At 73.3% G+C, this 19862-nt stretch carries 12 protein-coding genes; 6 read left to right on the top strand and 6 right to left on the bottom strand.

The window, feature by feature from the left end; translation table 11 throughout:
• The first annotated feature begins 38 nt into the window (after window positions 1-38).
• From ABD207_RS06290 to glpK, 4 genes are all read left to right on the top strand, one after another.
• Window positions 39-620, top strand: coding sequence for a Zn-ribbon domain-containing OB-fold protein (locus ABD207_RS06290; protein WP_344010689.1), 582 nt, complete (start codon window positions 39-41; stop codon window positions 618-620).
• Complete coding sequence (locus tag ABD207_RS06285; RefSeq protein ID WP_344010705.1) at window positions 593-1810, top strand: lipid-transfer protein; 1218 nt, start codon at window positions 593-595, stop codon at window positions 1808-1810. Before ABD207_RS06290 ends, ABD207_RS06285 begins: the two co-directional genes overlap by 28 nt.
• Before the next feature lie 537 nt (window positions 1811-2347).
• Window positions 2348-3073 carry an MIP/aquaporin family protein gene (locus ABD207_RS06280; RefSeq protein WP_344010688.1) on the top strand — a complete coding sequence of 242 codons (726 nt, stop codon included), beginning with the start codon at window positions 2348-2350 and terminating at the stop codon, window positions 3071-3073.
• Window positions 3074-3207: 134 nt separating this feature from the next.
• The gene (glpK, locus tag ABD207_RS06275; RefSeq protein WP_344010687.1) at window positions 3208-4719 is read left to right on the top strand and encodes a glycerol kinase GlpK; all 1512 of its coding nucleotides are present in this window, start codon (window positions 3208-3210) and stop codon (window positions 4717-4719) included.
• Between the two features lie 144 nt (window positions 4720-4863).
• Here the strand turns inward: glpK and ABD207_RS06270 are convergent, their stop codons facing one another.
• The 5 genes from ABD207_RS06270 to ABD207_RS06250 are packed head-to-tail and all read right to left on the bottom strand — an operon-like array spanning window position 4864 to window position 13090.
• On the bottom strand, window positions 4864-5469 hold the full coding sequence (locus tag ABD207_RS06270; RefSeq protein WP_344010685.1) for a GTP-binding protein: 606 nt from the start codon (window positions 5467-5469) through the stop codon (window positions 4864-4866).
• On the bottom strand, window positions 5450-9139 hold the full coding sequence (locus ABD207_RS06265; protein ID WP_344010684.1) for a hydantoinase B/oxoprolinase family protein: 3690 nt from the start codon (window positions 9137-9139) through the stop codon (window positions 5450-5452). Before ABD207_RS06265 ends, ABD207_RS06270 begins: the two co-directional genes overlap by 20 nt.
• A 24-nt stretch (window positions 9140-9163) precedes the next feature.
• Complete coding sequence (locus tag ABD207_RS06260; protein WP_344000797.1) at window positions 9164-9559, bottom strand: DUF742 domain-containing protein; 396 nt, start codon at window positions 9557-9559, stop codon at window positions 9164-9166.
• Window positions 9560-9568: 9 nt separating this feature from the next.
• Window positions 9569-10003 carry a roadblock/LC7 domain-containing protein gene (locus tag ABD207_RS06255; protein WP_344010682.1) on the bottom strand — a complete coding sequence of 145 codons (435 nt, stop codon included), beginning with the start codon at window positions 10001-10003 and terminating at the stop codon, window positions 9569-9571.
• 12 nt (window positions 10004-10015) lie between these two features.
• Complete coding sequence (locus ABD207_RS06250; protein ID WP_344010681.1) at window positions 10016-13090, bottom strand: sensor histidine kinase; 3075 nt, start codon at window positions 13088-13090, stop codon at window positions 10016-10018.
• A 416-nt stretch (window positions 13091-13506) separates the two neighbouring features.
• On the opposite strand from ABD207_RS06250, the gene ABD207_RS06245 reads away from it, so the two are divergent.
• Together ABD207_RS06245 and ABD207_RS06240 are read left to right on the top strand one after the other, a co-directional pair.
• Window positions 13507-14109 (top strand): hypothetical protein, encoded by a 603-nt coding sequence (locus ABD207_RS06245; RefSeq protein ID WP_425580631.1) that lies wholly within the window; start codon window positions 13507-13509, stop codon window positions 14107-14109.
• A gap of 194 nt (window positions 14110-14303) precedes the next feature.
• Entirely contained in the window at window positions 14304-15074 is a 771-nt protein-coding gene (locus ABD207_RS06240) for an IclR family transcriptional regulator (protein WP_344010679.1), read from the top strand.
• A gap of 72 nt (window positions 15075-15146) precedes the next feature.
• On the opposite strand, the gene ABD207_RS06235 is transcribed toward ABD207_RS06240, so the two are convergent.
• Window positions 15147-19859, bottom strand: coding sequence for a hypothetical protein (locus ABD207_RS06235; RefSeq protein WP_344010678.1), 4713 nt, complete (start codon window positions 19857-19859; stop codon window positions 15147-15149).
• Window positions 19860-19862 lie beyond the last annotated feature (3 nt).

Here is a 19862-nt window from a genome sequence, read left to right as displayed (position 1 = left end):
GTCAGTTCTCGTCGTCGGGAAAAACCGCGGGAGGGGCCATGGCACAGACGCGTCGGCCGGTGGTCGAGGGGTGGTTCGACGACGGAGACCGCGGAGGCGACGGAGGGGACGGAGGGGACGGAGGGGACGGCTTCCGGCTGCTGGGCACGCGCTGTTATACCTGCGGTTCCGTCTTCTTCCCGCCGGTGGACGGCCCCTGCCGGAACCCGGCCTGCGGGGCGGACGGCCTTGCGGAGGTCGCCCTGTCGCGGCGCGGGCGGATCTGGTCGTACACGGACTGCCGGTACCGGCCTCCGGCACCGTATGTGAGCGATCCGGACGTCCCGTGGGAGCCGCGCCCGCTGATCGCGGTGGAGCTGGAGGCCGAGCGGATGGTGGTGCTGGGCCAGGCGGCCCCCGGCGTCACCGTCGCCGATCTGGCGGTGGGGGCGGAGGTGGAAGTCGTCCCCGGTGTCCTGTACGAGGACGACGCGGACGACGCGGACGACGCGGACGACGCGGACGACGCGGACGACGCGGACGACGCGGACGACGCGGACGACGCGGACGACGCGGACGGCGAAGACGCCGCGACGGTCTGGACGACCTGGAACTGGCGGCCGACGGGGGTGACGGCGTGACCGGCGGCGAGGTGGCGGTGCTCGGAGCGGGGCTGCACCCCTGGGGCAAGCAGGGGCGGCCCTTCTGGGAATACGGGGTGGCGGCGGCCCGTGCCGCGCTGGCCGACGCCGGGCTGGGGTGGCGGGAGATCGGCTCGATCGTCGGCGCGGACACCGTGCGCGGCGGTTATCCGGGGTATGTCGCCGGGGCGACCTTCGCCAAGGCCCTGGGCTGGCAGGGAGCCAGGGTCACCAGTGTGTACGCGGCATGCGCGTCCGGCGCCCAGGCGATCGACACCGCGCGGGCGCAGATCCTGGCGGGGCTGGCCGACGTAGTGCTGGTGGTCGGCGCCGACGCGGCGCCGAAGGGGTTCTTCCGGCCGGCGGGCGGGGACCGGCCCGACGATCCGGACTGGCTGCGGTTCCGCATTCTCGGCGCCACCAACCCCGCCTACTTCGGGCTGTACGCGCGGCGGCGCATGGCCGTGCACGGCGACACGCCGGACGACTTCGGGCGGGTCAAGGTGAAGAACGCGGCGATGGGTGCGCTCAATCCGTATGCGCGCTACCGCAAGCGGGTCACCGCGCGGGAGGTCGCCGCCTCGCCGGTGGTCGCCGACCCGCTGCGGCTGCTCGACATCTGCGCGACCTCGGACGGCGGGGCGGCGCTGGTCCTGGCCGGCATGGAGTTCGCGCGGCGGCGCGGGGTCACGGACCCGGTACGGATCCGGGCGGTGTCCACGGTGACGCCGCGCTACCCCAGCACGGTGCTGGACCTGCCGGACATCGCCACCGACTCCGCGGCGGCGGTCGTGCCGGGCGCGGTCACCTTCCGGGAGTCGGTCGCGCGAGCCGCCTACGAGGAGGCGGGGCTCGGCCCGGAGGACCTGTCGCTGGCCGAGGTCTACGACCTGTCGACGGCCTTGGAGCTGCAGTGGTACGAGGATCTGGGGCTGTGCGGGCCGGGTGAGGCGGCCAAGCTGCTGCGGACCGGGGCGACGGCGGCCGGCGGGCGCATACCCGTGAACGTGAGCGGCGGTCTGGCCTCCTTCGGCGAGGCGGTCCCGGCTCAGGCGATCGCCCAGGTGTGCGAGCTGACCTGGCAGCTGAGGGGCACCGCCGGTGCCCGGCAGGTGGCCGGGGCGCGGGTCGGCATGAGCGCGAACCAGGGACTGTTCGGCCACGGGTCAGCGGTGATGCTCGTGCGCTGAGCGGGGCCGCCGTCAGGCACTGTCTGCGTACGCGCGCTGTCACTGTCCCCGCACGGGCGCCGCCACTGTTCCCGCACGGGCGCCGCCACTGTTCCCGCACGGGCGCCGCCACTGTCCGCGCACGGGCTCTGCCGGACTTGTCCTGCCGGTTTCGCGCGGTCGTCCGGCGCGGGCGGGACGTGCGGGCGGGACGCCCCGGCGATCGTTACCCGGTCGTTGGCATCGTTTCCCGGTGGCCGGGAAGGCACCCTGCAATCGATCCGGTCGGCCTCCTTGACGCCCTCCGGGCGCCGGGGAACACTTCCGGTGTCAGTCGACATCGCCGTACATCTCGGCGGTTTTCCGGCATGCCGCTGCTGGGGCCCTCGTGCGTCAAGGCCCACTCCCCACGGGCGATTCGGCTGCGACGGCACGCTCGTCATGGTCGCCGGGCGGGGCGCGGGTTCTCCCTGCCTTCGGCCGACGTAGCCATGGGAAACGCACCCTGCACGTGAGGTCCGGGGGCCGCTGGTCCCGGGCCAGGGCCTAGGAGTCGCCATGAGCAATGCAGATGTATTCGTCGGCGAGATCATCGGTACAGCGATCCTGATCCTCTTCGGCGCCGGTGTCGTCGCGGCGGTCGTCCTGAACTATTCGAAGGCGAAGGACGCCGGCTGGGTGGTCATCGCGTTCGGCTGGGGCTTCGGCGTGATGGCCGGGGCGTACACCGCGGCGCCGCTGTCCGGCGGACACCTCAACCCCGCCGTCACCCTGGGCATCGCGATCGACACCGGGGACTGGGACCAGTTCCACATCTATGTCGCCGGTCAGATGGTGGGCGCCATGCTCGGCGCCTTCCTGTGCTGGCTGGTCTACTACGCGCAGTTCCGGGCCAACGCGGAGGAGGACATAGCCCAGCCGACGCTGGGGATCTTCTCCACGTCCCCGACCATCCGCCAGCCCGTCGCCAACCTGGTCACCGAGATCATCGCGACCATCGCCCTGGTGCTGCCGATCCTGGCGTTCGGGCTCACCAAGGGGCTCGGCGAGTCGGGCACCGCGATCCTGATCGTCTCGTTCCTGGTGGTCGGCATCGGTCTGTCCCTCGGCGGTCCCACCGGATACGCCATCAACCCCGCCCGTGACCTGGGCCCGCGCATCGTGCACTCGCTGCTGCCGATCCCCAACAAGGGCACCTCGGACTGGGGGTACGCCTGGGTGCCGGTGGTCGGGCCGATGATCGGCGCGGGGCTGTCCGGGCTCCTCTTCAACGCCGCCTTCTGAGCCACGCCCCGCGGATCTGAGCGCCGGCGTGCCCGCCGCCCCTCAGCCGATGGCGGTGCTCGCACACGACCGTCCGATACGGAACGGTACGGAACGGACCGCAGACTTCAGCACCAACCGACGAAGGGGACGTCATGACGGACAAGTTCGTCGCCGCGATCGATCAGGGCACCACCTCGAGCCGCTGCATCATCTTCAACCAGGACGGCGCGATCGTGGCCGTCGACCAGCGCGAGCACCGCCAGATCTTCCCCAAGCCGGGGTGGGTGGAGCACGACGCCACCGAGATCTGGTCCAAGGTCCAGGCCGTGGTCGCCGGTGCGCTCGCCAAGGCCGGGCTGCGTGCCGACCAGCTCAGCGCGCTCGGCATCACCAACCAGCGCGAGACCACCGTGCTGTGGGACCGCGCCACCGGCAAACCCGTGCACAACGCGATCGTCTGGCAGGACACCCGCACGGCCGCCCTGTGCAACCAGCTCGGCGGCTCGGACGGGCAGGACCGCTTCCGTGAGCAGACCGGTCTGCCGCTGGCCAGCTACTTCTCCGGGCCGAAGGCGGCCTGGCTGCTGGACAACGTGCCCGGGCTCAGGGCCCGCGCGGAGAACGGCGAGATCGCGTTCGGCACCATCGACTCGTGGCTCATCTGGAATCTGACCGGCGGCACCGACGGCGGACGCCATGTCACCGATGTGACCAACGCCGGCCGGACCATGCTGATGAATCTGGAGACGCTCCAGTGGGAGCCGTCCATCCTCTCGGCGATGAACGTGCCCGAGGCGATGCTGCCGGAGATCCGGTCGTCCGCCGAGGTGTACGGCACCGCCGTGGGCCAGCTGGGCGGCGTGCCGGTGGCGTCCGCGCTGGGCGACCAGCAGGCGGCGGTGTTCGGGCAGGCCTGCTACGACGTGGGCACGGCGAAGAACACCTACGGCACGGGCAGCTTCCTGCTGCTCAACACCGGCAGCCGGCCGGTGCCGTCCAAGAGCGGCCTGCTGACCACGATGGGCTACAAGATCGGCGACGAGGCTCCCGTCTACTGCCTGGAGGGCTCGATCGCCATCACGGGCGCGCTGGTGCAGTGGTTCCGCGACCAGCTCGGCATCATCCGCACCGCGGACGAGATCGAGCCACTGGCGGCCAGCGTGGAGGACAACGGCGGGGCGTACATCGTGCCCGCCTTCTCCGGGCTGTTCGCCCCCTACTGGCGCTCCGACGCGCGCGGGGTGATCACCGGCCTCACCCGGTACGTGACCAAGGCGCATCTGGCACGTGCGGTGCTGGAGGCGACCAGCTGGCAGACGCGTGAGGTCGTGGACGCCATGTACCAGGACTCCGGGGTGCAGATCACCACCCTGAAGGTCGACGGCGGCATGACGAAGAACAATCTGCTCATGCAGCATCAGGCGGACGTGCTCGGGGTGCCGGTGATCCGGCCGAAGGTGTCGGAGACGACGTGCCTGGGCGCCGCCTACGCCGCCGGGCTGGCCACGGGCGTCTGGAACGACCTGGACGAGCTGAAGTCGCACTGGCGGAAGGACGCCGAGTGGACGCCGGCCATGGAGGCGTCGGTGCGGGACCGGGAGTTCCACAACTGGCGCAAGGCGGTGGAGCGCAGCTTCGGCTGGGTCGAGGACAACGACGACTGACCCGGGCCCGGAAGCACGGCCGCGGAAGCACGGCCGCGGAAGCACGTCGCAGCGGACCGCGGCTCGCACTCCGGTCGGCGGGAGTGCGGGCCGCCCGCGGGCGCGGAGGCCCGCGGCGCGGTGCCGTTCAGGTGGCGGTGCCGTTCAGGTGGTGACCGCCTCGCGGCGCTGTGCCCCCTGCCGCATGGCGTGCTCGACGACGCCGATGAGGACCTCCTTGACCGACTCGCGGTCCCGCGCGTCGCACAGCAGCAGGGGCACATGGTCGTCGAGGTCGAGGGCCTGCCGGACATCCTCCACGGGGTAACGCGGGGCTCCGTCGAAGCGGTTGACGCCGACCAGGAAGGGTATGGCCCGCCGTTCGAAGTAGTCGACGGCGGCGAAGCAGTCCTGAAGGCGCCGGGTGTCGGCGAGCACGACGGCGCCCAGGGCGCCCTCGGACAGCTCGTCCCACATGAACCAGAAGCGCTCCTGGCCGGGCGTGCCGAAGAGATACAGCACCAGGTCCTCGCGCAGGGTGATGCGTCCGAAGTCCATGGCGACGGTGGTGGTGTGCTTGGCCTCCACACCGCTGAGGTCGTCGACCGGGCGCCCCGCCTCGGTGAGCAGTTCCTCGGTGCGCAGCGGCCTGATCTCACTGACCGCTCCGACCAGCGTGGTCTTGCCCACGCCGAAGCCGCCGGCCACCAGGATCTTGAGCGTGACGGGCTCGACCGGGGGCTTGCCGCGCTCAGAACGCCCGAAGATCATCGATCTCTTCTCCTGCGTGATGGGGGTCGGGCGGCGGGCCGTATCCCCCGCCGCCGGGGGTTTCGATGACGAGTACGTCGCCGGGGCGGACGTCGGCCGAGTCGCTTCCGGCGAGTTCGGTGACGGTGCCGTCCGCCCGGTGGATCCGGTTGGCGCCGAGCGCGCCGGGTTCGCCGCCGGCCATGCCGTAGGGCGGGACCCTGCGGTGCTGGGACAGGGTGGAGACGGTCATGGGCTCCAGGAACCGGATGCGGCGCACCGCCCCGTCGCCGCCGCGCCAGCGTCCGGCGCCGCCACTGCCCCGGCGCACCGAGAACTCCTCGAGCCGGACGGGCAGCCGCCACTCCAGGACCTCGGGGTCGGTGAGCCGGGAGTTGGTCATGTGGGTCTGCACGACGGGGGCGCCGTGGAAGCCGTCGCCCGCGCCGGAGCCGGAGGCGACGGTCTCGTAGTACTGGTGGCGGGCGTTGCCGAAGGTGACGTTGTTCATGGTGCCGGAACCCTCGGCCTGGACGCCGAGCGCCGCGTAGAGGGCGCCGGTGATGGCCTGGGAGGTCTCCACGTTGCCCGCGACGACCGCGGCAGGCGGGCGGGGCGCCAGCATGGACCCGGGCGGCACGATGATCCGCAGGGGGCGCAGGCAGCCGTCGTTGAGCGGGATGTCGTCGGCGACCAGGGTGCGGAAGACGTACAGCACGGCCGCGTTGACGACGGAGAACGGCGCGTTGAAGTTGGTGGCCAGCTGCGGGGAGGTGCCGGTGAAGTCGATGGTGGCGCTGCGGTTCTCCCGGTCCACGCGGACGCGGACGCGGATGACGGCGCCGGAGTCGGTCTCGTAGGCGTACTCGCCGTCGTCGAGGGCGTCGATGACGCGCCGGACGGCCTCCTCGGCGTTGTCCTGGACGTGCTTCATATAGGCCTGGACGACGTCGAGGCCGAAGTGCTCGATCATGCGGCCGACCTCGTCGACGCCCTTCTGGTTGGCGGCGATCTGGGCGCGCAGGTCGGCGAGGTTGGTGGCCGGGTTGCGTGAGGGGTAGGGCGCCTCGGTGAGGAGTCGGAGGGTCTCCTCCTCGCGGAAGCGGCCGTTCTCGGCGAGCAGCCAGTTGTCGAAGAGGATGCCCTCCTCCTCGATGGTGCGGCTGTTCGCGGGCATGGAGCCGGGGGCGATGCCGCCGATCTCGGCGTGGTGGCCGCGGGAGGCGACGTAGAAGAGGACCTTCCGGTCACTCTCCGTGCCGCCATCGGGGGCGGCGCCGAAGACCGGGGTGATCACGGTGACGTCGGGCAGGTGGGTGCCGCCGTGGTACGGGTCGTTGACGGCGTAGGTGTCGCCGGGGCGCATGGACGAGCCGCGGCGGCGGATGACCTCCTTGACGCTGGTGCCCATCGAGCCCAGGTGGACGGGGATGTGCGGGGCGTTGGCCACCAGGTTTCCGTCGGGGTCGAAGAGCGCGCAGGAGAAGTCCAGGCGCTCCTTGATGTTGACGGACTGGGCGGTGGACTCCAGGCGGGCGCCCATCTGTTCGGCGATGGACATGAAGAGGTTGTTGAAGATCTCGAGGAGGACCGGATCGACCTCCGTGTCGAGTTCGGAACTCTGCGTGACCGCCACGCGTTCCATGACCAGATGCCCGTCCCGGGTGGTCGCGGCCCGCCAGCCGTCGTCGACGACGGTCGTGGATCCGTCCTCGGCGATGATCGCCGGCCCGGTGACGGTCTGGCCGGGAGGGAGGTCCTGGCGGCGGTGGAGGGGTACGTCGCGCCAGGCTCCGCCGGTGTGCAGGCGGACGGTGACGGGTTCGGCGGGACGGCCCGTGTAGGTGGACAGGGCGGAGAGATCGGGGGGATCGGTGACACCGGTGGCTTCGACGGAGAGGGCCTCGACGACGACCGGGCGGTCGAGGGTGAAGGAGTACGTGGCGCGATGACGTTCCTCGAAGGCCCGTCGCATCGTGTCCGGGTCGGTGAGTTCGACGGTGAGGGTGGTGTCGGTGCCGTCGTATCGGAGCTGGGCGCGGCGGGTGACCTCGATGCGGTCGGCGGGGATGTCCTCGGCGAGGAGTTCGTCGCGGGCGGCGGCCTCGAGGGCGTCGGCGGTCTTGTGCACGCCGGGCATGGCGTCGGCTTCCAGGGGCGCCTCGACGGACTGCTCCCGCATGGCGGTGGTGTCGGCGAGGCCGATGCCGAGGGCGGAGAGCACGCCGGCCATGGGCGGCACCAGGACGGTGCGGATGCCGAGGGAGTCGGCGACCATGCAGGCGTGCTGCCCTCCGGCGCCGCCGAAGGTGGTGAGCGCGTAGCGGGTGATGTCGTGGCCCTTCTGGACCGAGATCCGCTTCACCGCGGCCGCGATGTTGGCGACGGCGATCTGCAGATAGCCCTCGGCGACCTGCTCGGGGGTGCGGTCGTCGCCGGTCTGCTCGCGGATCTCGCGGGCGAGGGCGGTGAAGCGTTCGCGGACCAGGCCGGTGTCCAGGGGCTGGTCGCCGTCGGGTCCGAACACCTTCGGGAAGTGGTCGGCCTGGATGCGGCCGAGCATGACGTTGGCGTCGGTGAGGGCGAGCGGGCCGCCGTTGCGGTAGCAGGCGGGGCCGGGGTCCGCGCCGGCCGAGTCGGGCCCGACCCGGTAGCGGGATCCATCGAAGTGGAGGACGGAGCCGCCGCCGGCGGCGACGGTGTGGATGTCGAGCATCGGGGCGCGCAGCCTGACGCCCGCGATCCGGGTGTTGAAGACGCGTTCGTACTCGCCGGCGAAGTGGGACACGTCGGTGGAGGTGCCGCCCATGTCGAAGCCGATGACGCGGTCGAAGCCGGCCAGCTGCGAGAGGCGGGCCATGCCGACGATCCCGCCGGCCGGGCCGGAGAGGATGGCGTCCTTGCCGCGGAACTGCCCGGCCTCCGCGAGTCCGCCGTTGGACTGCATGAACATCAGCCGCACGCCCCGGAGCTCGTCGGCGACGCGCCGGACGTAGCGGCGCAGCACCGGCGAGAGGTAGGCGTCGACGACGGCGGTGTCGCCGCGCGGGACGAGTTTCATCAGCGGGCTGACCTCGCTGGACAGCGAGATCTGCGGGAAGCCGATGCGGGCGGCGAGTTCGCCGATGGCCTGCTCGTGGGCGGGGTGGAGGTGGCTGTGCAGGCAGACCACGGCGATGGCGCGGATGCCGTCGTCGTACGCCTGCCGCAGCGGCCCGGCGAGGGCGGCCAGGTCCGGGGCGCGCAGCACGGTGCCGTCGGGGGCGATGCGTTCGTCGACCTCGACGACCCGCTCGTAGAGCTGCTCGGGCAGCTCGATGCGGCGGGCGAAGATGGCCGGGCGGTTCTGGTAGCCGATGCGCAGCGCGTCGCGGAAGCCGCGGGTGATGACCAGCAGGGTGCGTTCGCCCTTGCGCTCCAGCAGCGCGTTGGTGGCGACGGTGGTGCCCATGCGGACTACATCAACAATGCTGTCGATGCTGTCGATGTGATCGATGCTGCCGGTTTCGTCGGTCCCGTCCGGGCCGCCGGAGTCGCCGAGCAGGGCGCGGACGCCGGCGACGGCGGCGTCGGCGTACCGGCTCGGGTTGTCCGACAGCAGTTTGTGGGTGAGCAGCCGTCCGTCGGGGCGCCGCGCGACGATGTCGGTGAAGGTGCCGCCCCGGTCGACCCAGAACTGCCAGCCTGCCACGTCACTACCCCGCTTCCGCGCCGGTCACAGCGCCCGGAGGCCGTTGATCACGTCGCGCAGAATACTCTCGTCCGGCAGCTCGGCCGGGGGTACCGGCCGGTTCACATGGACGAATTCGGTGTCCACCAGGTCCCCGACGAGGACCCGCACCACGCCGACCGGCAGATCGAGCTCGGCGGAGAGTTCGGCGACCGTCTGCGGGGTGCGGCGGCACAGCTCGACGATCTCCACGTGCTCGGGGGCGAGCGTGGGGTCCGTCTCCGGGTCGTCCGCGTCCGGTTCGGTGACGACCACCGCGATCAGATCGAGGCGGTGCTGGGCCGCACTGGTGGTGCGGCCGCGCGTCATGGCGTACGGACGGACGACCGGTCCGGCCTCGTCGTCGAACCAGTGGCTTCTTCCCTGACCGTCAGCGCTCATGTCATCTCACTACCCGCCGGCGGGCAGATCGGTGCGCGGAGCGGCACCCAGATGTGCGCCGACCCGCTTCACGAGCAGGGTCATCTCGTAGGCGACCTGGCCGACGTCCGAGTCGGCGTCCGCGAGGACGGCGAGGCAGCTGCCGTCGCCGGCGGCGGTGACGAACAGGAACGCCTCGTCGAGCTCGACGACGGTCTGGCGTACGTTGCCGGCCTCGAAGTGGCGGCCCACGCCCTTGGCGAGGCTGTGGAAGCCGGAGGCGACGGCCGCCAGATGCTCGCTGTCCTCCCGGGTCAGGTCCTTGGAGACTCCCGTGGGCAGACCGTCGCTGGAGAGCACGATGGCCTTGCGGATGCTGGCGACGCGGTCCACCAGGTCGTCGAGGAGCCAGTTCAGCTCCCCCTTGTCGTCCGCGGTGTGGCCGGTGGCCTTCGGTGCGGTCATCGACCGTCCCCCTTAGTCGTTCGTCGTGGTGCCGTGAGTCGTTCGTCGTGGTGCCGTGCCGCTGCCTGAGTCGTCGGCGACGGCGTTCTCTGCGCGGCCGCGCTGCCAGCCGCGCTGCAGCGCGGCCATACGGCTGCGCACTTCCTCCGCATCCCGTTCGACGGGCTGCGGAGGGTCGTCGTTGCGTGGGGCGCTGTGTTTGAGCTGTGGGGCGAGGCTGGCCTGCCGCACGCGCCGGGGCAGTGCCGCGAGCCGTTCGGTTACGGCCTCCGGGGCGTCCGGCCGCCCGGTGTCCGCGCCGGGCCGGTTGCGGCCGGGGTCCGTCGCGGCGCCGCCCGTCCCCGGGGCGCCCGGTGCGGTGATGGCGTCCGGTGCCGTGGTGGGGGCGTTGCGTGTCGTGGGGACGGTGTCCGGGTCGTCCGGCTCGTCCGTGTGGCGGCGGTTGCGCCGGGGCAGGCCGGGAAGGGGTGCGGGCCCGTCGGAGTCGCGTCGGGACGCGGTGGGGGCGGGCGGTTCGACCGCGCGTGGTCCTGCTCCGGGGGCTCCCCGGCGGCGCGAGGGCAGCGGCGGCGGTACGTCTCCGTCCGCCTCTCCCTCGCCGGACACGGGGCGGTCGGTGCCGGACGGGGCCGGGGAGACGGGCTCCGGGCCGCCCGGGCGTCCGGTGCCCCAGCCTTGCCCGCGCCTGTCGCTCCGTCGCCGGGCGGCGAGCGGCGGCGCGGGTTCCAGATCGGTGTGTGCGGAGGATCCGGTGGTCTCCTCCTCATCGCGCCCGCGCCGGGTCCGCTCGTCACGGACCGGCCGCCCGTGGGAGCTGACCAGCTTCGGTGTGCCGCGCCGGGGCAGCGGCACCGGGGCGGGCACCTCGTCGTCAGCGGTGTCGTCCCCTGCCTCACGCGGGCCGGACACCGGGGGCTGCGCGCGGCGGCCGGGAAGCTCGTCCCCGGGGCGCGACCGGTGCGGGTGGAACAGGCCGCCGCCGGCGCTGTCGTCGTCGCCCAGCACGCCGTCGAGGTCGTCGAGCGCGTCCAGGTCGACGGGGGCCTCCAGTTCGACCGGGCCGTTCAGGAGGGAGGCGGGCAGCCCCGGCAGCTGGACGGGCACCTGGGAGAGCGCGGCGCGGCGGCTCTCCTCCGGCTTCTTGTCCTTGGTGAGCCGGGGCCGGTCGAGACGGAAGCCGACGCCGTTGGTGTCCGGGGCGTCGTCCGTCAGCAGCGCGTCCGGGATGAAGACGACCGCGGTGGTCCCGCCGTAGGGGGACGGCTGCAGGGACACCCGGACGTTCTGCCGCTGGGCGAGCCGGCTGACCACGAACAGGCCGAGCCGGTCGGTGTCGGACAGTTCGAACTCCGGGGTCTCCGCGAGCCGCAGGTTGGCGTCCAGGAGTGCCTCGGCCGTCATGCCGAGGCCGCGGTCGTGGATCTCCAGGGTGAAGCCGTTGGCGACGCGCTCGCCGAGGACCTGGACGGCGGTGTGCGGCGGGGAGAACACGGTGGCGTTCTCCAGGAGTTCCGCCACCAGGTGGGTGAGGTCGGCGACCGCCGGCCCGGTGACGGCGACCCGCGGCAGCCGGCGCACCTCGATGCGTTCGTAGTCCTCGACCTCGGCGACGGCGGCACGGACGACGTCCATGAGCTGGACGGGCTTGCGCCACTGGCGGGAGGGTGCGGCACCGGAGAGGATCACCAGGCCCTCGGCGTGGCGGCGCATCCGCGTGGTCAGGTGGTCCAGGCGGAACAGGTCGGCGAGTTCCTGGGTGTCCTCGGTCCTGCGCTCCATCGCGTCGAGCAGGGTGAGCTGCTTGTGCAGCAGCACCTGGCTGCGGCGAGCGAGGTTGACGAAGACCTCGGAGACCCCGGCGCGCAGTTCGGCCTGTTTGACGGCGGCCTCCACCGCGGCGCGCTGCAGGGTGTTGAGGGCCTGGCCGACCTCGCCCAGCTCGTTCTTGTCGTACTCCAGGCGCGGGACCTCGGTCTCCACGTCGACCTGTTCTCCGGCGGACAGGCGGCGCATCACGCTGGGCAGCCGCACCCCGGACGCCTCGTGGGCCTCCATGCGCAGCTGGCGCAGGTCGCGGATGAGGCCTCGGCCGATGCGCACGGAGAGGAACAGGGACAGCAGCAGGGCGATCAGACCGAGCACACCGGCGACGACGGCCTGGGTGATGACGCCCATGGCGACCGGGCGGACGCGGTCCTGATAGCGGTCGGAGGCCTGGTCGTTGAGCGTGCCGAGCTCGGAGAGGACCTTGCCGGCGGCGGTGTCCCAGCCCTTGGCCGTGACCCCGCGCGGCACGCCGGCGCCGGAGGAGACCACGGCCTCCTCTCCCACGCGCAGCGGAGCGGAGGCGGCGTTCTTCCAGAAGGACTCGTAGCGTTCGCGTTCCGAGGCGGGCAGTTCGGGCACGGCGACGTCGTACAGCATGGTCCGCTGCGCCATGAGATCGGAGACGTCGCGGACCTCGGCGGCGGACAGCCTGCCGACAATCAGCGCGGAGCCGAGCAGGGCGTCCTCACGGGAGAGGAGTTCGCGGGCTCGGGCGAGATTGACCAGCGCACGGTACTCCTTGTCCAGGGCCACCTCGTCGACCACATGCAGATGGGCGAGCAGGGCGTAGCAGGGGTCGACCAGCTTGTTGTAGAGGTCAAGAGCCTGCGAGCGGTTGACGGTGCCGTCCTCGACACTGCGCCGCAGGGAATCGATGCCGCCGAACGAGTCGAGAACCGCGCCCAGTTCGGCGGTGTCCCCGCCGAGCGCCTCGCGCACGTCCGGATCCGAGGCGTTGGCCCGGACCTTGCCGACGGCCTTGTCGGTGGCGACCCGGCTGCGGCGCAGCGCGGCGAGCCCGTCGGAGGCGCGGGGGTCGGCGAGGTAGACCAGCGTCTGGCGGCGCTCCTGCTGCAGGACGCGGACGGTGTCCTCGACGGGGTAGCCGACCTTCTCCATCGCCGAGGACACGTCGAACAGGTGGCTCGCCTCGCGGCCGGTGAGCACTGTGGTGAAGGCCCAGATGGTCGTCAGCGACACCAGCGGCACGAGCAGCAACGCCACGATCTTCCGGCGGATGGACTTCCCGCGAAAGCGCATGGCCTCCCCCAGCTCGGCCCCCGGCCGGCCGGGGGTACACGTGTGCGTCAACAAACGGCGCGAGCCTACTACCGAGCCGCAGTCAATTCGAAGGGCCGTCCGGAGCGCGAACTGGCGCGGGGGAGGCGAGACATACGGAGTTGTCCGGGCATTGCGGGAGATTGTCTCCCGGCGTCCTGCGTGGCAGGTCACGCAGTGGCTTGGCGGTGCGGTGGCGGTTGGCCGAAAAATTCCGCGGCTGGGAATCTTCACGTCGCACCGTTCGTCCTTCTCTGTGAGACATGGGGGCGGAATCGGTCACAGGAGCCGAATCACGCACCGGGACGGCGTAAAACAGCGCAAGCCGGGCAGCCAGAGGGGAGTCGGGTCTTCGGGACCCGGGTGAAGGTCTGCCGGCGGTGGGGAGTGACACGGTGATGGGCACGGCTGAGCGGCGCACGGCGCCCGAGGACGCCGCGGCGACGCGGGTGACGACGCGATCGCGCACCGAGGAGCCGAGCCGGGGCGCTGCCCCGGCGGAGCGGGTCAAGGTCGCTGGTGACGCCGTCCGGCGGGACGACGGGATGCCGGGCGGCGAGACCGGACAGCCGGACGGGAGCGTGCTCACGGGCGCCCACGAGCAGGCCTACCACCGGCCACTGTGGGTCGAGGAGCCCGCGCGTCGGCGCCGGCTGCCGGACCCGGTGCGGACGGCGGCGGTGCGGGCGGTCCTCATCATCGCGGTGACACTGATTCAGGCCATGGTGGCGTTCCTGTGCACCCTGGCCGGGTCGTGGCTGGCGTTCCCGATGGTGCTCAGCAGTGTGGTGAGCACCATCGTGGCCACCTGGGCGGTCCTGGACGTCTGGGTGACGCGCCAGGTGTGGAGCCAGCGGCACGGCGTGGTGTCCGAGCCCAGCAGCACGGCGCGTGCGCTGCGGCGCGAGCGGCGCCGGGCGCGTCGTCAGGAGCGCGCCGCCGAGCGGGCGCGGGGCCGAATACGCCGGGGCGGCGGAGCGGGCCAGCTCTCCCACTCGTGACGGCTGCGGCCCGGCATTCCTCGCTTCTTCCGGCTTCCCGCCACCCCGGTACTGTTGCTTACTGTTGCTTACTGTCGCTTCGTATGGCGCACAGTGATGCGTGATGTGCAACAGAACCGGCGGGGCGAGGTCGCGTCACGCGGTTCCCGGAGACGAGGCCAGGACCGGGCCGGCAGGTGGGTGAGGGGCGAGCCATGCAGGCCAAGGGCGCGGCGAGCGCCGTGCAGTCGGTGGACCGTGCGGTCAGCGTGCTGGAGATCCTGGCCCGGCGCGGCGAGGCCGGCGTCACCGAGATCGCGGACGAACTGGGCGTGCACAAGTCCACGGCCTTCCGGCTGCTGGGCGTCCTGGAGAAACGGGGCCTGGTGGCCCAGGCCAAGGACCGGGGCAAGTACTACCTGGGTGCGGGCGTGCTGCGCCTCGCCGGAGCGGCGGCCCTGCGGCTGGACATCTCCCAGGAGGGCGTGCCGGTCTGCCGGGAGCTGGCCGACGAGCTGGGTGAGACGGTGAACCTCGCGGTGCTGGACGGCGACGCGGCCGTCAACATCATGCAGGCCCGTGGCACGGCGGCGGTCACCGCGCAGAACTGGCTGGGCCGCCGGACTCCCCTGCATGCCACGGCCAGCGGCAAGGTGCTGCTGGCCCATCTGCCGCCCGCCCTGCGGGAGGAGCAGCTCGCCAGCCCGCTCGAGCGGTTCACGGAGCGCACGATCACCCGGGCGGAGGTGCTGCGGGGTGAGCTGGAGGAGGCCCTGCGGCGCGGCTACGGCTCGACGCTGGAGGAGCTGGAGCTGGGGCTTGCGGCCGTGGCGGCTCCGGTCCGCTCGCACGACGGGGAGGTCATCGCGGCGATCAGCGTCTCGGGGCCGGTGTACCGGCTGAGCGAGTCACGACTGCCCGAGCTGGGCGGGCGGACGGTGGAGGCGGCGGCCGAGCTGTCCCGCCGCATGGGGTACGGCTTCTGACAGACCTGACGACCAGCCAGAAGCCGTACGGTGTCCAGCCCTGCGGTCCTGCCGTGCCGGGCGCCTGAGTGTCTATCCCTGCGGTCCTGCCGGTGCCGGGCGCCGGAACATCCGGGTGGCCGTGATCTCGCTGTGCACGGCCTCCCCCGCCTGCGGCGGCTGGGGCAGCCCCGGCCGCAGATGCTCCTCCACGCTGATGTACTTCAGCCCGGCCCTCAGGTCGGCGTCGTTGCGCAGCCGGATGACCAGCGGGAACTCCGCGAGCGCCGTGGTGTCGAACAGGCCCGTCGTGTACAGCAGCTGCACACCGAGCGCGTCCGCGACGGCCCGCTGGAGCTCCAGCAGATAGGTCGCGTTGGCCCGTCCGATGGGGTTGTCGAGGAACAGCGTTCCGGCGTGCCGGTGCCGGTCGCGCCCGCGGTCGTTGGAGCGCAGCGCGGCCATGGTGCAGTACAGGGCGATCGCCGCGGTGAGGAGCTGACCGCCGGAGAACACGTCGCCCATCTGGCCGACGGGGACGCGTTCGGCCCGCAGGACCGCGTCGGGCTTGAGGATCTCGACGGCGACGCCCTTCGGCTGGAGGGCGGCGGCCACTCCGCGCAGCAGCAGGGACATGCCGTCGCGCCGCAGGTCGGAGTTCTTCTTCACGGCGGCGCGGGTCGCCTCGTCGATGACCTCGCCGAGGCGTTCGGTCAGGGTGGCCTGGTCGGGCTCCTCGAAGCGGATGCGCAGGAACTCCTGCCCCGACCACTCGCCCAGCCCCTCGGGCAGGCGGGACAGGCGCTGAGCGGAGCGCAGCGTCGCCAGGGCGGACTCGACGAGGCCCCGGAGCCGGTCCACGATCGAGTCGCGGTTGCGTTCCAGCTGCTCCAGCTCGTCGGTGAGCACCCGCAGCCGGGGCGCGAAGGCCTCCGCCCAGCGCCGGGCGTGCTCGGGCAGCGCGGAGGCGGGCAGCTCGCGGATCTGCTGCCGCGCGGGGGTGCGGACCTGTTCGAAGCGGGTGGAGTTGGCGTGCCGGACCAGCACGTCGCAGGCCTCCCGGACCGCGGACTCGGCGGCCGACAGGTCGGCGGCGCAGCCGCGCAGCGAGCGGCGGGCCTCGGCGGCGGCCTGCCGGGCGTCCTCCAGGCTGCCCGGGTACGGCTCGGGCTCGTCCTGCTCCTCCTCGGCGGCGTTGTCGCGCAGCAGGTCGCGGAGCAGGGCGGCGATCTCGTCGAAGGCACCGGCCGCGTCCTCGGCGGCCCGGTGGGCCTCGAGGAGTTCGGCGTGCGTCTCGCGGGCCTGCTGCAGGGCCTCGGTGCGGGAGGCGAGTTCGGCGGTGGCGGTGCGCAGCAGGGCCTGGGCGTGCTCGGCGTCGCGCGGAACCAGCTCGTCCGGCAGCTCGGTGTGGGCCTCCCCCTCCTCGGGGGCGAGCCGCTCGGCCTCGCCGCGCAGCCGTCCGAGCTGCTCGCTGGCGCTGGAGGCGCGGGACTCCAGGAGCTGCACCAGTTCCTCGGCGCGGGCGGCGGCGGCCTGCCGGCTGGGGCCGTCGGCGCCATCGGGCGATTCGAGGAGCTGCTCGGCGCGGGTGCGGACCTTGTTGCTGAGCCGGTCCAGCTCCGCGCGGGCCGCGCTCTCGTCGCTCTCCGCGCGGGCCTGCTCGGCGCGCAGGTCGGCGCCGACGCCGACCTTCTCGTAGACCTGGGAGGCCGCCCGGTAGGCCTCCCGCAGCGCGGGAAGTGACGCCTGGGGGGCCTGCGCGTCGTCGGCGCCGTCCTCGGGCACGTCGTCGGGGGCGCCCGCGATCTCGGAGCGCTCGGCGCGCAGGGCCCGGGCGGTGCGGCGGGCGTCGTCGGCGGCCCGCTGGGCGGCGCGGCGGTCCTCGTCGGCGGCGCGGGCGCGTTCCAGGCACTCCTGGGCGCGGGCCTCGGCCTCGGCGGCCTCGTCGGCCAGTTCCCGCATCCGGGCCTGCCAGCCGGCGCGTTCGCGCAGCCGGAAGGCGAGCCCGGCGAGGGCGTCGGCGGCGCGCCGGGCCTTCTGTGCGGCCTCCTGCCGTTCGTCGCGGACGCGGGCCGCCTCGGCGGCGGCCTCCTCGGCCTCCGCGCGGAGGGTGCGTGCCTCGGCCAGCTCGGCCTCGGCCTCCTCGGCGAAGACGCGGGCGTCGTGCGCGGCGCGGGCCAGCTCGGTGAGCCGGCCGGCGGGGCAGCCGGTGCGCCAGGAGGCGAGCCGGGCGGCCAGTTCCCGGTCCTTGCCGAGCCGTGCGGCCAGCGCGCGGATCTCCTCGTCGCGTTCGGCGGCGCGGGCGCGCAGGGCCTGGCGTTCCTCGTCGGCGGCGTGCTCGTCGTGCATGGCCGGGTTCGGCGGGACGAGGAACACGTCGCCGCTGCCGGCGTCCGCCGCGGGGGCGGGTGCGAGCAGCGCGGCGGCCGTGCCCACGGCGACGGCGGAGCGGGGCAGCAGCGCTGCGTCGCTGAGCGCCTCGCGGGCGCGGGCGTGGGAGTCCGGGTCGGTGATGATCACGCCGTCGACCAGCTCGGGCCGGGCGGCCAGCACGCGGGCGTGGTCGGCGGGGTCGACGGCCTGGGCGAGGTAGCGCCAGCCGGGCAGTGCGGGGATGCCGTGCTCGCCGAGGAACTCGACCGTGGCGAGCACGTCCGGTCCGGGCGGCAGCAGACCTCCGTCGCCCAGGGCGCCCAGGATCCGGGCGTCGTCGGCGGCGGCGGTGCGCAGGTCGAACAGCTGCCGTTCGGCGGAGGAGACGGCATCGTCGAGGAGTTCGCGCAGCTCGTCGGCGAAGCGGTCGAGGTCCTCGGCGCTGAGCGGCCCGTTCCCCGGATCGGCCGCGGCGGAGTGGGCCGGTGCGGTGCCGTCGGCTCCGGGGGCCGCCGCCGGCCGGTTCCCGGCGCCGTCGGCCGTCTCGCGCGAGTCGGTGCGCTGTGCCGGTACTCCGGGGCGGGGCGCGCCGGGCAGGTTGAGCAGCTCCGCCAGGCGTTCCTCCTCGGCCAGCGCCTGGGCGGTGCGGTACTCGGCCTCATAGGCGCGGCGGGCCGCGGTGGCGGCGTCGGCGGCGTGGCCGGCCGTCAGCTCCGCCCGGGTCTCGGCGGCGGCCGCCTCGCGGGCCTGTTCGGCGGTCCGGCGGGCCGTCTCGCGGGCGGCGTCCCAGGCGGCGACGGTGGTCTTCTCGGCGTCGCTGGCGGCGAGTGCGGCGCGGGCCGGGTCGGCGTCGGGGGCGCTGTCGTCCAGCCAGCCCGCACGGACGGCTTCGGCGGTCTCCTGCTGCACCTCGGCGAGCCGCTGCCGCAGGTGCCCGATCTCGCTGCGGGCCCGCTGGGCCTCGGTGGCGGCGGCGGTGGAGTCGCGGTAGGCGGCGTCGCTGACCTCCTGGAGGGCGGCGGAGCGCTCCTCCTGCTCGTTGGCGAGGTTCTCCGCGTTCTGCGCGGCGGCGTGCAGTGCGCGCACCAGGTCGGTCGCGGCCCTGGCCCGGGCGGCCAGTGCGGGCGCCGCGTCCCGTTCGGCCTCCTGGATGGCGGCGCTGACTCTGGCCACGCGGTCGGCGGCGGCGCGGTGGCGCAGCACAGCCTCGGCGGCCTGCCAGGCCGCGTACAGGGTCCGCGCGTCGGCGAGTTCCCGCTTCTGCGCGGCGGCGGCCTTCTCGGCGGCGGCCAGGGCCAGGGAGGCGTGCCGGTAGGCGAGTTCGGCAGCGATCAGGGCGCTGCGTTCCCTGCCTGCCTCGGCGTGTGTCACCGCGTAGGCGGCGGCGGTGACGCGCTGGGCGAGATCGGCGGCGCGCAGGCGTTCCTGGGCGCCGCGTGCGGAGAGCCGGCGGGCGAGGGTGCGGGTGCGGCGCTCGGCGCCGGCGTGGATCTCCCGGGCGCGCTGCCGCGCGTCGGCGGCCTCGACGATCCGGCCGAGCAGGTCGACGGACCCGGCGGTGAAGTCCCGTTCGGCGATCAGCTCGGCGCGCCGGCCCAGCTTGTGGCCGAAGCCGCTGACCAGGTCGGCCAGTCCGTCGGTGTCGCGGGTGTCGGTGACCGCGCGCAGCAGCAGGTCGGTGAAGTCGGAGTCCTTCTTGACCGCGAAGAGTCCGGCCGCCTCGCCCTCGTCGGCGTTCATCTCCCGCTGGTAGCGGAAGAGTTCGGGGTCGAGGCCGAGGTCGCCGAGGTGCTCGGTCCAGCGTTCGTGGATCTCTTCCCAGTGCACCTCCAGATGCGGGTAGGTGCGGCCCGCCTCGACGAGGGCGTCCCGGAAGCCCTTCATGGTGCGCCGTCTGCCGCGGGCGCCGGACTGGCCCTCGGCGGGCGGCCGCACCGCGGTCGACTCGGCGACCGGCAGGTTGTCCAGACTGAGTCCGGGGCCGGGCCGGAAGGAGTACCAGGCCTCGGCGAACTTGCGCGGGTCGTTGGAGACCTGCCGCCCCCGCCATTCGCTGACCTTGCCGACGACGACGCACTCGCCGGTCTGCACGTGCTGCCACTCCAGGGCGACATGGCCGCAGTCGTCGGCGAGCAGGAACTTGCGCAGCACTCCGGAGCTGGCGCCGCCGAGGGTGTTGCGGTGGCCCGGCAGCATCACCGAGAAGATCAGCTTGAGCAGAACGGACTTGCCGCCGCCGTTCTCCAGGAAGAGCACACCGGCGGGCGCGGGCCGGCGCGGCGGGCCGGCGGGCTCCTCCTCGAAGAACTCCGCCTGCGTCGGCGCGGGGTCGGGCACGGGGTCGCCCACACCGCGCAGGTCAAGCACGGTGTCGGCGTAGCGCGCACCGGCGGGTCCGATGGAGTAGAGGCGGACCCGGGACAGCTCGTACATGGC

Origin of the sequence: Streptomyces thermospinosisporus, from assembly GCF_039526425.1 — a bacterium.
GTDB lineage: Bacteria > Actinomycetota > Actinomycetes > Streptomycetales > Streptomycetaceae > Streptomyces > Streptomyces thermocarboxydovorans.
Note: the sequence above shows the minus strand (reverse complement) of the source record. Positions and strands in the feature narration are given on the sequence as shown.

Excerpts from the sequence above, each read along its gene's own strand:
- ABD207_RS06290 (WP_344010689.1), top strand. The coding sequence starts at position 39 with ATGGCACAGACGCGTCGGCCGGTGGTCGAGGGGTGGTTCGACGACGGA.
- ABD207_RS06280 (WP_344010688.1), top strand. The coding sequence starts at position 2,348 with ATGAGCAATGCAGATGTATTCGTCGGCGAGATCATCGGTACAGCGATC.
- glpK (WP_344010687.1), top strand. The coding sequence starts at position 3,208 with ATGACGGACAAGTTCGTCGCCGCGATCGATCAGGGCACCACCTCGAGC.
- ABD207_RS06270 (WP_344010685.1), bottom strand. The coding sequence starts at position 5,469 with ATGATCTTCGGGCGTTCTGAGCGCGGCAAGCCCCCGGTCGAGCCCGTC.
- ABD207_RS06260 (WP_344000797.1), bottom strand. The coding sequence starts at position 9,559 with ATGAGCGCTGACGGTCAGGGAAGAAGCCACTGGTTCGACGACGAGGCC.
- ABD207_RS06255 (WP_344010682.1), bottom strand. The coding sequence starts at position 10,003 with ATGACCGCACCGAAGGCCACCGGCCACACCGCGGACGACAAGGGGGAG.
- ABD207_RS06250 (WP_344010681.1), bottom strand. The coding sequence starts at position 13,090 with ATGCGCTTTCGCGGGAAGTCCATCCGCCGGAAGATCGTGGCGTTGCTG.
- ABD207_RS06245 (WP_425580631.1), top strand. The coding sequence starts at position 13,507 with ATGGGCACGGCTGAGCGGCGCACGGCGCCCGAGGACGCCGCGGCGACG.
- ABD207_RS06240 (WP_344010679.1), top strand. The coding sequence starts at position 14,304 with ATGCAGGCCAAGGGCGCGGCGAGCGCCGTGCAGTCGGTGGACCGTGCG.
- ABD207_RS06235 (WP_344010678.1), bottom strand. The coding sequence starts at position 19,859 with ATGTACGAGCTGTCCCGGGTCCGCCTCTACTCCATCGGACCCGCCGGT.